The organism is Streptomyces sp. NBC_01788, from assembly GCF_035917575.1.
Lineage (GTDB): Bacteria > Actinomycetota > Actinomycetes > Streptomycetales > Streptomycetaceae > Streptomyces.
In genome coordinates this window covers 6,332,444-6,347,465 of record NZ_CP109090.1, presented here as the reverse complement: position 1 = coordinate 6,347,465, position 15,022 = coordinate 6,332,444, and the positions used below count along the sequence as shown (strand labels likewise).

General features: G+C 71.9%; 13 protein-coding genes. 5 read left to right on the top strand and 8 right to left on the bottom strand.

Annotation, left to right across the window (positions count from 1 at the left end):
- Positions 1 to 285: 285 nt before the first annotated feature.
- Positions 286 to 1,842, top strand: coding sequence for a M48 family metalloprotease (locus OIE49_RS28635; RefSeq protein WP_326804787.1), 1,557 nt, complete (start codon positions 286 to 288; stop codon positions 1,840 to 1,842).
- Positions 1,839 to 2,819: a hypothetical protein gene (locus OIE49_RS28630; RefSeq protein ID WP_326804786.1), complete on the top strand. Its 981-nt coding sequence runs from the start codon at positions 1,839 to 1,841 to the stop codon at positions 2,817 to 2,819. The genes OIE49_RS28635 and OIE49_RS28630 overlap by 4 nt, the downstream gene beginning before the upstream one ends.
- 149 nt (positions 2,820 to 2,968) lie before the next feature.
- Here OIE49_RS28630 and OIE49_RS28625 read toward each other — a convergent pair whose 3' ends face one another.
- The 6 genes from OIE49_RS28625 to OIE49_RS28600 form a co-directional block, all read right to left on the bottom strand.
- On the bottom strand, positions 2,969 to 3,364 hold the full coding sequence (locus OIE49_RS28625; RefSeq protein ID WP_326804785.1) for a ribonuclease domain-containing protein: 396 nt from the start codon (positions 3,362 to 3,364) through the stop codon (positions 2,969 to 2,971).
- 84 nt (positions 3,365 to 3,448) lie between these two features.
- Positions 3,449 to 4,063 carry a dihydrofolate reductase family protein gene (locus OIE49_RS28620; RefSeq protein ID WP_326804784.1) on the bottom strand — a complete coding sequence of 205 codons (615 nt, stop codon included), beginning with the start codon at positions 4,061 to 4,063 and terminating at the stop codon, positions 3,449 to 3,451.
- 167 nt (positions 4,064 to 4,230) lie between these two features.
- Positions 4,231 to 5,346, bottom strand: coding sequence for an allantoicase (alc, locus tag OIE49_RS28615; RefSeq protein ID WP_326804783.1), 1,116 nt, complete (start codon positions 5,344 to 5,346; stop codon positions 4,231 to 4,233).
- 5 nt (positions 5,347 to 5,351) lie between these two features.
- Positions 5,352 to 6,698 (bottom strand): allantoinase AllB, encoded by a 1,347-nt coding sequence (gene allB / locus OIE49_RS28610; protein ID WP_326804782.1) that lies wholly within the window; start codon positions 6,696 to 6,698, stop codon positions 5,352 to 5,354.
- Positions 6,699 to 6,884: 186 nt separating this feature from the next.
- Positions 6,885 to 7,610, bottom strand: coding sequence for an aspartate/glutamate racemase family protein (locus tag OIE49_RS28605; RefSeq protein WP_100566510.1), 726 nt, complete (start codon positions 7,608 to 7,610; stop codon positions 6,885 to 6,887).
- A gap of 59 nt (positions 7,611 to 7,669) precedes the next feature.
- Complete coding sequence (locus OIE49_RS28600; RefSeq protein WP_326804781.1) at positions 7,670 to 9,154, bottom strand: NCS1 family nucleobase:cation symporter-1; 1,485 nt, start codon at positions 9,152 to 9,154, stop codon at positions 7,670 to 7,672.
- A 236-nt stretch (positions 9,155 to 9,390) separates the two neighbouring features.
- Here OIE49_RS28600 and OIE49_RS28595 point away from each other — a divergent pair, with 236 nt between their 5' ends.
- Complete coding sequence (locus OIE49_RS28595; protein WP_326804780.1) at positions 9,391 to 10,194, top strand: IclR family transcriptional regulator; 804 nt, start codon at positions 9,391 to 9,393, stop codon at positions 10,192 to 10,194.
- 632 nt (positions 10,195 to 10,826) lie between these two features.
- Here the strand turns inward: OIE49_RS28595 and OIE49_RS28590 are convergent.
- Positions 10,827 to 11,141: a DUF5955 family protein gene (locus OIE49_RS28590; protein WP_326804779.1), complete on the bottom strand. Its 315-nt coding sequence runs from the start codon at positions 11,139 to 11,141 to the stop codon at positions 10,827 to 10,829.
- 192 nt (positions 11,142 to 11,333) lie between these two features.
- On the opposite strand from OIE49_RS28590, the gene OIE49_RS28585 reads away from it, so the two are divergent.
- Both OIE49_RS28585 and aceB read left to right on the top strand, forming a co-directional pair.
- Positions 11,334 to 11,933, top strand: coding sequence for a nucleotidyltransferase family protein (locus tag OIE49_RS28585; RefSeq protein WP_326804778.1), 600 nt, complete (start codon positions 11,334 to 11,336; stop codon positions 11,931 to 11,933).
- Between the two features lie 221 nt (positions 11,934 to 12,154).
- Positions 12,155 to 13,780 (top strand): malate synthase A, encoded by a 1,626-nt coding sequence (gene aceB / locus OIE49_RS28580; protein WP_326804777.1) that lies wholly within the window; start codon positions 12,155 to 12,157, stop codon positions 13,778 to 13,780.
- 61 nt (positions 13,781 to 13,841) lie between these two features.
- On the opposite strand, the gene OIE49_RS28575 is transcribed toward aceB, so the two are convergent.
- On the bottom strand, positions 13,842 to 14,774 hold the full coding sequence (locus OIE49_RS28575; protein ID WP_326804776.1) for a HipA family kinase: 933 nt from the start codon (positions 14,772 to 14,774) through the stop codon (positions 13,842 to 13,844).
- Positions 14,775 to 15,022 lie beyond the last annotated feature (248 nt).

The following is a 15,022-nucleotide window of genomic DNA, read 5'->3' as shown; positions in this document are numbered from 1 at the left end:
GGCGCGTATGACAGGGAGGCCCCCACCGCCGGGCGCACCCGACCAGGCAGCCCCAGCCGCCGGGCGCGGACGACCGACTGACCCGCCACCGGGCGCCGACCGGACGGCCCCATCGCCGGGCGCACATGACGACGGCCACCGGCGCCGGGCGCGCCCGACCGGGCCGGCGGTGGCCGGTGCCCGACCGCCGCTCCCGGGCCGGCACCGTACGTACCGCTCAACGTCCGCAGGCTTGACCTGGCTATGACAGAATCCGCCGACACCTCATGGCACGACAGGAGTGTGATGGACGGTCGCATATCCGGGGGGCCGCGGGTCTCGGCGGTCCGCGCGTGGTCGTTCACCGCGGCCATGGCAGCCGTCGCCTGGCTGCCACTGATCGGCTTCCTTCTGCTGATCGCGGCCGGGGGGCTGGTCTGGGGAGGCTGGCAGATGATCGCGCTGCCGATGCTGTGGCTGCTTCCGGCCCTGTACACGAGGGCCGTCCTCCCCGACGCCCTGCCGGGCCGGGCGGTACGGCCGGACGACGAGCCGGAACTCGCGGCGCTGGTGCGGGACATGGCCGAGCGCACCGGTTTCGGCGCTCCGCTGCTGGTGCGGATCCTCCCCGAGCCGGCGGTGCTCACGGTCCGGGTGAGGACCGCCGGCGGACACGCCTACGCGCTGCTGCTCGGGCTACCGCTGGTCCGGGCGCTCTCGGCCACGCACCTGGCCGCGGTGATCGCGCACGAGCTGGCCCACGAGCGTCACTTCGACGACCGTCGCACACGTGCCCTGCTGGCGGCTCGCGTCGCGCTCGCCGAACGGCTGGAGGGGCGCCTGCGGCCACTGGCCCCGCTGGCCGCTCCCCTGCTGCGCGCGACCCAACCATGGCCCTGGCAGGAGGAGTTGGCAGCCGACGCGGAAGCCGCCCGGGTGGTGGGCGGTGACGCGGCGCGCGAGGCCGTCGAGCGGGTCGCCGTGATCGACGCGGCTTTCGACGGGATCGCGCAGGACTGGGTGGAGGACCTGGTCGAGGAGGGCTCGTACCCGGTGGACCTCTACGAGGCGTTCGACCTCGCCCTCCAGGACCCGCTGGTGCGGGCCCGGGCCGCCCGCGAGGATGCCGAGGAGGAGGATCTGGACGTCTACGCGACGGCCACCCATCCGCCGACGGCCGTGCGGACGGCCGCGCTGCCGCACACCGGCACCGGCACCGGCACCAGCACCAGCACCAGCACCAGCACCAGCACCAGCACCAGCACCAGCACCAGTGCGGCGTACGGCTCGGCTCCGCTTGTGCTGCGTGACGCCGAGGTGGTCGCCGAGTGGTGCGTCCAGCGTCTGGCCTGCGCGGACGGACCCGGTGGGACGCTCCAGGCGGGCGGTGGGGGCGGCGCCCTCCGGCCCGAGGACCTGAAGCCGGTGCGCCTCCTGGAACTGGACCCTGACAGGTTCCGCCTCCCCGCCGACGGCGGCCACCGCGCGGAGGCGCTGGCGGCCGCGACCGGGCAGCCCTCCCCCACCGGGGCGCTGCGCGCGGCACTGGACGCCGTCGCCGACGGCGACTGGTACGGCCTCGCCCGCCGGATGCGCCCTCAACTGCGGTGGCTGCCGGCCGCCGTGCGCAGGAGGCTCGGCGGCCAGGTACTCGCCAGTGCCATGGGCGCGGCCCTGGTGCCGCTGCTGCTGGAAGCCGGCTGGTCCTGCACCTCCCGCTGGATGAGCACCGTGCTCACGGCGCCGGACGGCACGGTCGTCGACCTGTACGAGGTGCTCGTCACGGCCGTGGACGGCGGCGACCCGGCGCCCGTCCACGCCCTGCTGGACAAGTCCGGGACCGAGAAGGCGGAGAGAGCATGAGACGCCCCGGCCCCGCCCTGCGCGTCGCCCTGCTGGGCATGACGGCCACCCTGACCGGATTCGCGCTGTTCGCGGGCTGGCTGGGTTTCCACGCGCACGCCTACGGCCAGGCCCGCGACCGGGCCACGGCCCACGCCACCGGCGTGGTCGTCGAGGACGACCTCGGGGACACCGAGGACATCCGGGTGCGCTGGAAGGACCGCACGGGCCGTGAGCACGTGCAGCGTTTCGAGATCTACGACACCGACCACTACACCAAGGGCCGTCGGTTCCCCGTCGCCTACGACCCGGACGAGACGGACCCGCGGGGCTTCCCCGGTGACTCGGAGGAGACGGCCGCCGAGGACGACCTGTTCGTCCCCGTCCTGCTCGCCGGGGCCACGGCCGCTCTGCTGTGCTCGGTGTGGGCCCGACGTGGTCTGCGGTTCTGGTGGGCGGCGCGGCGGCCGTCCCGCCCGATGACCGCGACGGTGCACTGCGGTACCGGGTCCGCCTCCCCACATGCGCTGTCGGAGAGCCTGTGGCTCAGGCTCACCGAGACGGGCGCGAGCGACCGGCCGGCCGTCTGGCAGCGGATCATGTGGCATCCCGTCATCGACGGGCTCCGGGGCCCGGTCGAGGTGAGTGCCCATCACGGCACCGGCTCGCGCGGCGCGGTGGTGGTACGGCTGACGGACGGCACCCGTCTGGTCCCCCTCGGGCGGCGGCGGCGGGTTGCGCCACGCCGTGTGTTCCTCGACGAGCACACGGCGGTCCGCACGACCCTGAGGGACTCCTTCACCGCGGTCGACGCCACGGCGCGCTTCACGCGGCCCTGGTGGTGGCCGGGCGTCCGGGTGGCCGCGTTCGGACTCGTCCTGGGCACCGTGGCGGGGGCGCTGCTCATCGGCGGGAGCCTGGTGGCCGCCGTCGGGATGGCGCTGTGCGGGGCCACCTTGCTCACCGCGCTGTGGGCGCTGAGCGCTCCGCGGCCCTGATCAGCCCCGTCGCAGGGCAGCACCCACGGCACCCACGTGCGGCCGCCCGGCCCCGTCCGAGCCCGAGGCCGGGTCCGGGCAGCCACTCGCCCCGCGGCCGGTGTGCGTGGAGGGGCCGCGGGGCGAGGGACATGCGGTCGACTCGTGGTTCAGCAGCCGAAGTTGACGAGCTTGAACGTGACGTAGTGGTCCGCGGTGTAGTAGTCCTCCCGCGTCTTCTTGCCGGTGACTATGCGCCGGGCGCCGCGGTCGGAGGAGCCCGGGGTGACGACCGTGTACTCGTGGTAGTACCCGCTCGCCTGCGCGGGCAGGACGCCTTCGCGGTTCTGGAAGACGACGCCGTCCTGGGAGTACGGGAAGGGACCGCCCTTGTCGATCAGACGGAGCGTGTCGTACGCCTGCGAGGGCAGCGCGCTGTAGCAGATGCTGCCGACCGCCGTCGCGGCGGCGTCGGCCGGGGCGGCGGCGACGGTGCCACCGACGAGGAGAGCGGACAGGAGGGCGCCCGCGGCGCCGATCCGGGTGGTACGCGGGGGGAATGTCATGGGCTCATCATGACGCGCGTAGATAGTGGCATGTCAATGACAAGTTCAGGAGTTCACCGTCAAGTTCGGTGAATTCGCGGGAAGTTAATCCTGATAGGAGCCGTATCGTGGGCGTCCCACGACGTCGTACGACTGGATGGACACGCCCGCCCCGGTGACACGGCCACCGGTGTGCGTGAAGGCGGTCGGGACGGTGCCCTCCTCGAACAGGCGGTGTCCGGCGCCGAGTACGACCGGGAACGTCAGCAGGTGCACCGTGTCGACGAGGTCCAGCGCCAGCAGGGAGCGGACGAGGTCGCCGCTGCCGTGGACCTGGAGTTCGCCCTCGGTGCGCTCCTTGGCCGCGGCGACCTCCTCGGCCAGGTCCTTGGAGATCACGGTGGTGCCCTGCCAGGCGGGGTCGGTCAGGCTGGTGGAGACCACGTACTTCGGCAGGCCGTTGAGGCGGGCGGCCACCGGGTTCGCGGGGTCGGTCACCTGTGGCCAGTACGCGGCGAAGATGTCGTAGGTGCGGCGGCCGAGGAGGAAGGCTCCGGCGCGGTCGAAGACCTCGATCATGAACCGGCCGAAGTCCTCGTCGCCGTACGGAACGCTCCAGCCGCCCTGCGTGAAGCCGTCGCGGTCGTCCTCCTGGGGACCGCCGGGCGCCTGGTGGACGCCGTCGATGCTCACGAAACCGGTGACGACGAGCTTGCCCATGGCGGGTGCCTCTCTTTCGGTGGGTCTTCTCTTCGGTGGATCTTCCGGTGCGGTTCTCCGTCACCGGTACAGACCCCACCGTCCCCCGAAACTCATCGGCCCCGGCGGACCCGGCGGGCGGGGCGTGCCGGTCCGTGCGGACGGAACGCCCCGCGGGCACGGACGGGTCAGCCGCCCAGTTCCTGGTGGCGGGCCGCCAGGGCGGCCGCGCCCTGCTCGGTCAGCGCGCCGAACAGGCGGAGCCGGGAGATGCCTCCGTCCGGGTAGATGTCCACGCGCGCGTGCGTGCCGACGGCCGCCGCGGGCAGCACGAAGCGGTGGTTGGTGTCGGGCTGGAGACGGGTGCGCGGCAGGATCTGCGTCCACTCGCCGTCCTCCCCGTCCTTGACGGAGACCGACGCCCAGCCGGCGCTGTTGCCCTTGAGGTAGGCGGTGTCGATCTCCAGGGCGCGGATCCCGGTGTGCCCGGCGAGGCGGTAGCTGATCCAGTCGTTGCCCTGGTCGCGGCGGCGGCGGGTCTCCCAGCCGTCGTCCATCTTGCGGGAACGACCCGGCTGGATGGTGTTGGTGGCCGGCGAGTAGAAGAGGTTGGAGGCGTCCTCGACGCTGCCACCGTTCTCCAGCGCCACCACGTCGAAGGTGCCGAGCGCGGCCAGCCACGCCGGGTCGGGCACGACCTCGCCGTACACCCGCAGGCGGGCGATGCCGCCGTCGGGGTGCTGCTTGAGACGCAGGTGCGTGAAGCGCTGCTCGACGTTCACCTCGAAACCGTTGGCCGCGTGGCCGCCGACTGCGGTACGCGGGACGAGGGTCGTCCACTTCACATCGTCGCCGAGGAGTTCCTCGGGCGTGGGGGCGCCGTCGACCGAGGTGCCCTCGACGGAGACGGCCTGCGGGTAGTTGCCGCGGAAGTGGGCGGTGTCCACGACGATGCCGCGGACGACGCCGGGCGCGCCGAGCCGGATCAGCGCCCAGTCGTGGTCGTCCTCGGTGGGCCAGGGGTGCTCGGCCGAGACGCCGCGCCGGCGGCGGGTCTCCCAGCCGTCCATGACCTTGCCCTTGTGCCCGAAGTCCTCGGGGTCGAAGTCGGCCCGCTCGGGCACCAGCAGGTTCTCGCGCTGGGCGAAGAACTCGTCGTTGGCGGCGACGACGCCCGCGCCGAGCCGGCGGTCGGCCAGGTTGGCGTGCCTGGTGAAGGGGAAGTCGGCCGTACGGTAGTCGGCGTAGGGGTCGCCGCCGCCGTAGGGGTTCGCGTCGCCGGTGAAGTACAGGGTCGCCGTCACAGTGATCAGTTCGTCCTTTCCAGAAGTCGGCCGGTGGGTTCGGTGAAGCGGTCGTCGAGCGCGGGGTCGTAGACGCGCTCGCCGCGCAGCCAGGTGGATTTCACGACGCCGCGCAGGGTCTTGCCCGCGTACGCGGTGATGCGGTTGCGGTGCTGGAGCGCGGCCGGGTCGACGGTGAAGGTCTCGTCGGTGGCCAGGACCGCGAAGTCCGCGTCCCGGCCGGGTGCGATGGCGCCCTTGCGGTCGAGGCCGGCGAGGTTCGCGGTGCGCTCGGACATCCAGCGGACCACGTCCTCGATGCCGTGGCCGCGCCGGGCCGCCTCCGTCCAGATGGCCGACAGGCTCAGCTGGAGCGAGGATATGCCGCCCCAGGCGGTGGCGAAGTCGGACGTCTTGAGGTCCACGGTGGACGGCGAGTGGTCGGTGACGACGCAGTCGATGGTGCCGTCGGCGAGCGCGGCCCAGAGCAGGTCCTGGTTGGCGGCCTCACGGATCGGCGGGCAGCACTTGAACTCGCTGGCCCCGTCGGGCACTTCCTCGGCGGTGAGCGTGAGGTAGTGCGGACAGGTCTCGACGCTGAGCCGGACGCCCTCGCGCTTGGCGGCGGCGATCAGCGGCAGCGCGCCGGAGGAGGACAGGTGCAGGATGTGGACCCGCGCGCCGAGCCGGCGGGCCAGCTCGATGAGGCCCTCGATCGCGCTGTCCTCGGAGACCTGCGGGCGGGTCTGCAGGAAGTCGGCGTACTTCGGGCCGCTCAGCCGGGGGGCGAGCCCGAGTTCGTGCGGGTCCTCCGCGTGCACGATGAGCAGCCCGCCGAAGCCCGCGATCTCCGCCATGGAGGCGGTCAGCTGGTCGTGGTCCAGCTCGGGGAACTCGTCGACCCCGGACGGGGACAGGAAGCACTTGAAGCCGAAGACGCCCGCGTCGTGCAGGGGCCGCAGGTCCTTGACGTTGTCCGGGAGCGCGCCGCCCCAGAAGCCGACGTCGATGTGGGCCCTGCTGCGGGCCACCTCCTGCTTGACGCGGAGGTGGCCGACGGTGGTCGTCGGCGGCAGCGAGTTGAGGGGCATGTCGACGAGGGTGGTGATGCCTCCGGCGGCCGCCGCCCGGGTGGCGGTCCAGAAGCCCTCCCAGTCGCTGCGCCCGGGGTCGTTCACATGGACGTGGGTGTCGACGAGTCCCGGCAGCAGAGCGTCGTCGCCGACGTCCTCCAGCCGCGCGCCCACCGGCACCTCGGCGTCATGCGGCAGTACGGCCACGATCCGGCCGTCGGCGACGGTGACGGACGCGGGGCGCACGCCCTCGGGGGTCACGACGCGTGTGGAGCGCAGTACGAGCTGTACGTCGGGCAACGGACGCCCCTCCTCTGGTGCGGTTCCTCTGTTCACTGTCGCTCACCCGCGAAACAAGCAAAATTCCGGAGAGCGGAAACAAGTTTCCTGTATACGGAGTCTTCATGGCCGGGCCTCATGAGTCAAGACCTTCCTGACGGAGCGGACCTCGTCGCGGCGGCCTGCGCGGGCGACGCACGATCTGCGTCAACGCGCGCTCGGCGGCCAGTTGACCATCCGCTTGGGCCGCGGCCGGGCGTATGTGCGCACCTTGGAGGTGGACAGGCCGAGCCGGACGAGGGACTCGGCAATCGTCACGGCGGCGGTCACGCCGTCGACGACGGGGACCCCGGTGCGTTCGGCGACGCGCTCGGTGAGCCCGGACATGCCCCCGCAGCCGAGGCAGATCACCTCCGCCCGGTCTTCCTCCACGGCGCGGGCGGCCTGGTCGGCGATCGCGGCGACGGCGGCCTTCTCGTCCCGCTCCAGATCGAGCACGGCGAGCCCGCTGGCGCGCACGGAGGCGCAGCGGGCGCTCAGCCCGGCGGCGTGGAGGCGCTCCTCGATCAGCGGGACCGTGCGGTCCAGGCTGGTGACGACGGAGTAGGTGCGGCCGAGGAACTGGGCGGTGCTCGCGGCGGCCTCGGTGATGTCGACGACGGGGACGTCGAGGAGTTCCTGGAGGCCCTCGCGGCCGTGCTCGCCGTAGCCGGCCTGGATCACGGCGTCGAAGGGCCCGGGGTAGGCGCGTACGGCCTCCATCACGGCGATGGCGGCGAGGTAGCTCTCGTAGTTGCCCTCCACGGACTCCGCTCCGAAGGAGGGAGTCAGCGGGACGATCTCGGTGCCTGGTGACGCCGCGGCCGCCGCCTGCTCACCGATCGAGTCGGTGATGGACTGCGTGGTGTTGACGTTCACGACGAGGATGCGCATGGTCGGCTTTCTGGGTGATTCCGCTCGACGGCTGGTTCAGTGCGCGATGCGTGCGCGGCTTATTCGGCGGCGACCGCGATGGCCTCGCCGTCCACGTCCTGGATCAGGACGCTGCGGTCGGCGATGACCGAGTAGAGGACGGCCGCGAGGATGGCGCCGACGAACCAGGAGAAGCCGGCGACGGCGTGGAAGGCGGGCATCAGGGCGAGGACGACGGCGATGGCCGCGGAGGGCGCGAAGGCCCAGACGGCCCGCGGGTTGTAGCCGCGGCGGTAGTGGTACTCGCCCCGCGCGTCCTCGGTGTAGAGGTCGGGGACGTTGACCCGGGCCCTGCGCAGCAGCCAGTAGTCGGCCATGATCACACCGAAGAGCGGTCCGAGCAGGGCGCCGAGGCCGCCGAGGAAGCACTCCACCGCGATGGGGCTGTTGTAGAGGTTCCACGGCGTGATCACCAGGCCGACGCACGCGCTCACCAGGCCGGCGCGGCGGAAGTTCAGCCGGCGCGGGAAGAGGTTGACCAGCGCGTAGATCGGTGCCACGAAGTTGGCCAGCAGGTTCACCGCGACGGTCAGGGCGATGAGGGCGATCGAGGCCGCGGCCAGCAGGATCATGTTCGGGATGGTGCGGACGATGTCCGTGGGGCTGGTGATGATCTGCCCGTCGAGCTTGAACTGCGCGCCGCACAGGACCGCCACGATGACGGCGAAGAAGAGCATGTTCACCGGGATGCCGATCACGTTGCCGCGGACGATCGAGGCGCGGCTCCTGGCCGAACGGGTGAAGTCGCAGAAGTTGAGTACGAACGTGCCGTAGATGACCACCCACAGCGCGGCGGCCTGCAGGACGTGCAGCCACATCGTGCCGCCCGGGAGCGGGTGGCCGTCGGACAGGGAGATCGATCCGCCCGCCCGGAAGAACATCCACGCGGCCAGGGCGCTCATGGTGATCAGGGTGGTGGGCGCGGCGAAGGCCATGTAGCGCCGGATCATCTGCATGCCGTAGCTCACGATGAGGACCTGGAGCAGCCACAGGGCCATGAAGGTGATCCAGCCGAGCAGGGACTGACCGAGCACGGAGTGCTTCTCGAGGCCGCCCAGGCCGGGGAACATGGCTACGAGCAGCGCGCTCAGCACGGAGGCGGCGAGATAGGTCTGGATGCCGAACCAGGCGATGGCGACGCCGCCGCGGACGCCGGCGGGTATCTTCGCGCCCTTGATGCCGAAAGCGATGCGGCTCATGACGGGAAACGGGACGCCCGTCTTGTGTCCCATGAACCCGGACAGGGTGAGCAGGAGGAAGAGCAGGAGAGAGGCGAGTGCGAAGGCGGCCAGGATGCCCCACACGTTCAGGCCGAGCGCGAACAGTCCGATCGCGAAGGCGTAGTTACCGAGGCTGTGCACATCGTTGGCCCAGAGCGTGAAGACGTTGTAGGCGCCCCAGCGGCGCCCTTCTTTCTTCGTGGGGGCGAGGTCGTACGTGTACAGGCCAGAACTCGCGGTGTTGCCGGTGTCCACGGACGATCGGTCATCCACAGCAGGAGGCATACGGGCTCCCGGGGAGGGGAAGGTGGGGGAACATTCGGTGTTTTCCACAGAACGGAAGTAGACTTCCGGTGGCCAGAACGTAGTTTTCACCGAGAGCAGCGTCAAGGGTCAGCCCGCATTTCAGACGAGGATATGGACAAACCCTTGCTGATCGGTAGTAACGGTCCATGACAGGCCTGGGTGGGCATCCGACCAGGCCGGTAACATGCGGCCACACCCGCAGAAAGGAATGCGACGTGCCGCCGTCAGACGAGCGCAAGTCCTCCGCCTCCGCCGGCCCCGCCGCCACCGGTGGGGTCCAGTCCCTCGAGCGCGCCTTCGATCTGCTCGAACGGATGGCGGACGCCGGAGGCGAGGTGGGTCTGAGCGAGCTCTCCGCCGCGAGCGGTCTGCCGCTGCCCACCATCCACCGGCTGATGCGGACCCTGGTCGCCTGCGGCTACGTACGGCAGCAGCCGAACCGCCGGTACGCGCTCGGGCCCCGCCTCATCCGCCTCGGCGAGTCCGCCGCGCGGCTGCTCGGCACCTGGGCTCGGCCGTACCTGGCCCGGCTGGTGGACGAGACGGGCGAGACGGCGAACATGGCGCTGCTGGACGGCGACGAGATCGTCTACGTGGCGCAGGTGCCGTCCAGGCACTCCATGCGGATGTTCACCGAGGTGGGGCGCCGGGTGCTGCCGCACTCCACGGGTGTCGGCAAGGCGCTGCTCGCGCACACGTCCGACAACGAGGTGCGCGCGCTGCTGGCCCGCACGGGGATGCCGGCCGCCACGGACAAGACGATAACCACCCCGGATGGCTTCCTGGCGGCCCTGGCGGAGGTCCGCCGGCTCGGCTACGCGGTCGACGACAACGAGCAGGAGATCGGCGTCCGCTGCCTCGCGGTCACCGTCCCCGACAGCCCCACGGCCGCGGCGATCTCCATCTCCGGCCCGGCGGGCCGTGTCACGGACATCGCGACGGAGCGCATCGTCCCGGTCCTCCAGCAGGTGGCACAAGACCTCTCCAAGGCCCTGGCCAGCTCGGGCCCGGCGGTCTGATCCCCGGCCGGGCGGCCGCGGGCGGCGCCGGTACACCCGGCCGGCGCCGGCGCCCCGGCTGGTGGTGCCCGCCGGCCCCCGCTGCCCGTCCAGCGACCGGGGAACCCCGGGCGGGTGCGCCGGCCCGCCACGGTGAAGCACCAACCAGCGCTGTTCATGCCAAGCTGGCACGGAGCACCACGGCGGCGGCGACAACGCCGCCGGACCAACGCCCCGCCAGGCCGTCCACCCGGCCGCCGGACACCGACGGGCGGTGGACGCCTGGCGGGGCCGCACGGTGAAGCCCCAACCGGCGCACGCACATGCCTGGTTGGGCATGGAGCCGCGCACCACGGCGGCGACGACGGCACCCGGCCGACCCTTGGACGGGGCCGCGCCCGGCGGGCCCGCACCGGTGGACGCCGCGGCTTCCGGGCCGGCCGTCCGCCCGGCGGCCGGAGCCGTCGACCGGCCGATTCCAGGGCCGGCACGTCAAGCCGCTACTACCATGCAGCCCACAGGCCGCCACGCCGCCTGCCGGCAGACCCAGGCGGGCACGCCAAGGCGCCACGGCGAAGCCCCGACCGGCGCATGCCGGGCCCAGCTGAGCGCAGAGCCGCGTACCGCGGCGGCCGGCCGAGCCGACGCGCTCGTCAGCCTCGCGGCTGCTCGCCGAACAGGTCCACCGCCGTGCGCACCTGGGACAGTCCGGACGCCAGGGCGCTGACCGAGCCGATGGAGCCGACGATCAGGAGCAGGGAGCGGCGCAGGCGCGGGAGTTCGGGGGTGCCGTGGGTGGTCATCGCGGCGAGTGCGGCCAGTTCGTCCTCGGCGATGACCCGGTCGGTGAACTCCGCCGGATATGAGGCGAGTTCGCGGCGCAGCCGGGCCACCGCGGTCCGCAGTTCCGTCACCCTGGGATCCTCTTTGCCGCCGGTCGCCGGCCGCCGGTCCAAGCTCCGCAACACAGCCCCTCCCCCTCGCACGCCGTCGTGCGCCGTCCCCTCCGTGGTCCCGTCGGACATCCCTGTGGAGCGGGTCGGGCGCCGGGGGACGCAGATCAGTAAACGCCACCCGGACCGGGACGCGCCACCGCGCGGACCGAAATTCAGCCCCCGCACACCGGCTCGAAGCCGGCCGGTGCGCGGTATGCAGGACCCATGACACGCACAGAGGACGAGATCGCGGGACTGGTGCTGGCGGCCGGCGGCGGGCGCCGGCTCGGCGGGCGCCCCAAGGCCCTGCTCGCGCACCGGGGCCGGCCGCTGGTGGAGCACGCGGTCGCGGCCCTGCGGGCGGCCGGATGCGAGCGTGTCCACGTGGTCCTGGGCGCACGGTCGGCCGAGGTGCAGCAGCGTGCGGAGCTGCCCGGCTGCGTGCTCGTGGACAACCCGCACTGGGAGCAGGGCATGGGTTCCTCACTGCGGGCCGGACTGGACTCCCTCGCCGGCACGGGGGCACGGGCCGCCCTGATCCTGCTGGTGGACCAGCCCGGCGTGAGCGCCGAGGCGGTGGCCCGGGTGCGGGCCGCGTACCGGGACGAGGGCTCGCTGGTCTCGGCCGCGTACGACGGCGTGCGCGGCCATCCGGTGCTGCTCGGGGCGGCCCACTGGGACGGCGTCGCGGAGAGCGCGGCCGGCGACCGGGGGGCACGCGCCTATCTGAAGGCGCACGAGAGATCGATCACCCTCGTCGAGTGCGGGGACGTGGCACGGACATACGACATCGACACCGAGGCCGACCTGGGCCACCTTGAGTGAGCGGCGCGGCACCGAGCGCCACCTTCCCTCGACCCGAAGATTCTCGACATCAACACACCTTGAACTTCCACCATGAGGAAACTACTATCCACATTTCAGAAGCACCCGCCGCTCCCCGGGTGCGGTATGCCGCTTTTCATGGCCATGGGCACCCGGTGCCACGGCAAGGTGGCACTGAACGTGGTTCGCTGAAGAAGCTCCCCCGAAGGAAGTGACAGCTCATGTCCGCACCAGCGCCGTCCCCGCTGGCCATCGTCGACGCCGAGCCCCTGCCCCGGCAGGATGAGGTCCTCTCCGACGCGGCGCTCGCCTTCGTGGCCGAGTTGCACCGGCGGTTCACCCCGCGCCGCGACGAACTCCTCGCCCGCCGTGCGGAGCGCCGCGCCGAGATCGCCCGCACCTCCACGCTCGACTTCCTCCCGGAGACGGCCGCGATCCGCGCGGACGACTCCTGGCAGGTGGCCCCCGCCCCCGCGGCCCTGAACGACCGCCGGGTCGAGATCACCGGCCCCACCGACCGCAAGATGACCATCAACGCGCTCAACTCGGGCGCGAAGGTCTGGCTCGCCGACTTCGAGGACGCCTCCGCCCCCACCTGGGAGAACGTCGTCCTCGGCCAGCTCAACCTGATCGACGCCTACACCCGGAACATCGACTTCACGGACCCCGGCTCCGGCAAGTCCTACGCGCTGCGCCCGAACGAGGAACTCGCCACGGTCGTCATGCGCCCGCGCGGCTGGCACCTGAACGAGCGTCACCTCGTGGACGCGGACGGCACCCAGGTGCCCGGCGGCCTCGTCGACTTCGGCCTGTACTTCTTCCACAACGCCAAGCGTCTGCTCGACCTCGGCAAGGGCCCGTACTTCTACCTGCCGAAGACGGAGTCGCACCTGGAGGCGCGGCTGTGGAACGACGTGTTCGTCTTCGCCCAGGACTACGTCGGCATCCCGCAGGGCACCGTCCGCGCCACCGTCCTGATCGAGACGATCACGGCCGCGTACGAGATGGAGGAGATCCTCTACGAACTGCGCGACCACGCGGCCGGGCTGAACGCGGGCCGCTGGGACTACCTGTTCTCCATCGTCAAGAACTTCCGTGACGGCGGGGCCAGGTTCGTCCTGCCGGACCGCAACGCGGTCACTATGACGGCTCCGTTCATGCGCGCCTACACCGAACTCCTCGTGCGCACCTGCCACAAGCGCGGCGCGCACGCGATCGGCGGCATGGCGGCCTTCATCCCCTCCCGCCGGGACGCCGAGGTCAACAAGGTGGCCTTCGAGAAGGTCCGCGCCGACAAGGACCGCGAGGCCGGCGACGGCTTCGACGGCTCCTGGGTGGCCCACCCCGACCTGGTGCCGATCTGCGCGGAGTCCTTCGACAAGGTCCTCGGCGACAAGCCGAACCAGAAGGACCGGATGCGCGAGGACGTGCACGTCGAGGCGGCCGACCTGATCGCGATCGACTCCCTGGACGCCAGGCCGACGTACGCGGGCCTGGTCAACGCCGTCCAGGTCGGCATCCGCTACATCGAGGCCTGGCTGCGCGGTCTGGGCGCGGTGGCGATCTTCAACCTGATGGAGGACGCGGCCACCGCGGAGATCTCCCGCTCGCAGATCTGGCAGTGGATCAACGCCGGTGTCGAGTTCGAGAACGGCGAGAAGGTCACGCCGGAACTGGCCCGCAAGGTCGCCGACGAGGAACTGCGGAACATCCGCGAGGAGATCGGCGACGAGGCATTCGCCGCCGGCCACTGGCAGCAGGCCCACGACCTGCTGCTCCAGGTCTCCCTCGACGAGGACTACGCCGACTTCCTGACCCTGCCGGCGTACCAGCAGCTCAAGGGCTGACCCCCGCACCGCGTCAGGTGGCCCCGGAACTCTCCGGGGCCATCGCGCGTCGTGCCCCGGCTCATCCCAGGTGCACGGACCAGTCCTGTGCGGCGGCCGGCCCGCCGTGCAGGTCGGGGACGGTCTTGAGCCAGTCCGGGCGGCCCGCCCGGGTCCGCGCCGTCCGCCGGGACTCCTCCGCCGCCAGTTCCTCGCGGGTGGGGAAGTCGGTGGGCAGCCAGGCCGGGGACGCCCCGACGCGGGCGGCCAGGTAGTCGACGTAGGCGTGCCGGGCCTCGTCCGCGGTGGCGAAGCCGGGCTCGTCGGCGAGCCAGGCGTCCGGCACCTCGGCGAGGACGGACCGCAGCAGCTCGCGGGTCACCCTGGGGGCCAGTTCGGCGTCGGCGGCCCGCACGTCCGGCGCGTACCGGCCGAGGGCGTGATGGCGGAAGTCGTAGGCCTTCGCCGGATCCGATGCCTTCCCCGGATCCGAGGCGTCCCAGCGGTGGTGGAAGACCAGGGCCGCGCCGTGGTCGATGAGCCACAGGCGCGGCGGCGCGGTGCCGAAGGTCGGCCACACCATCAGGTTGGAGCTGTGGACGGTGCGGTCCACGTTCACGGTCAGCGCGTCCAGCCAGACGATCCGGCCCGCCTCCACGGGGTCCACCGGGAAGTGCTCGGCGACCTCGGGGGTGAAGTCCGCGGCGCCCGGCAGGTAGTCCATGCCGAGGTTCACGCCCGGGCTCGCGTCGAGCAGGTCGCGGACCTCCTGGTGGGGTTCGTGCGCGGCGAGCGCGGGGTCGAAGTGCACGAGGACCAGCTCGGGGAAGCGCAGTCCGAGGGCGCGCGCCAGCTCACCCACGATGACCTCGGCGACCAGCGCCTTGTGGCCCTGCGCGGAGCCGGTGAACTTGACCACGTACGTCCCCAGGTCGTCGGCCTCGACGATTCCGGGCACGGAGCCGCCGGACCGCAGGGGTGCGACATAGCGGGTTGCAGTGACCTCTCGCATCATCTTCCAATGCCCCACGGGCCTCTTGCCTTGCATTCCACGGCCGGCTCCGATGCGGTGCAACCCGCATGAAGTGACCATAGTAACCAAGCGTGACACCCGTGGAGGAGTGCCCGAACCGTCGGCCGGACATGACGTGCCCGATGCCCGCTGGGCGTTGATCGAACAGAACCTCGCACCACATTCGACGGTGTCGTGTTTAGTGCGGGTTCTTACGGTCACGCGAGTGTGAAGTTCATGGAGGACCGGCA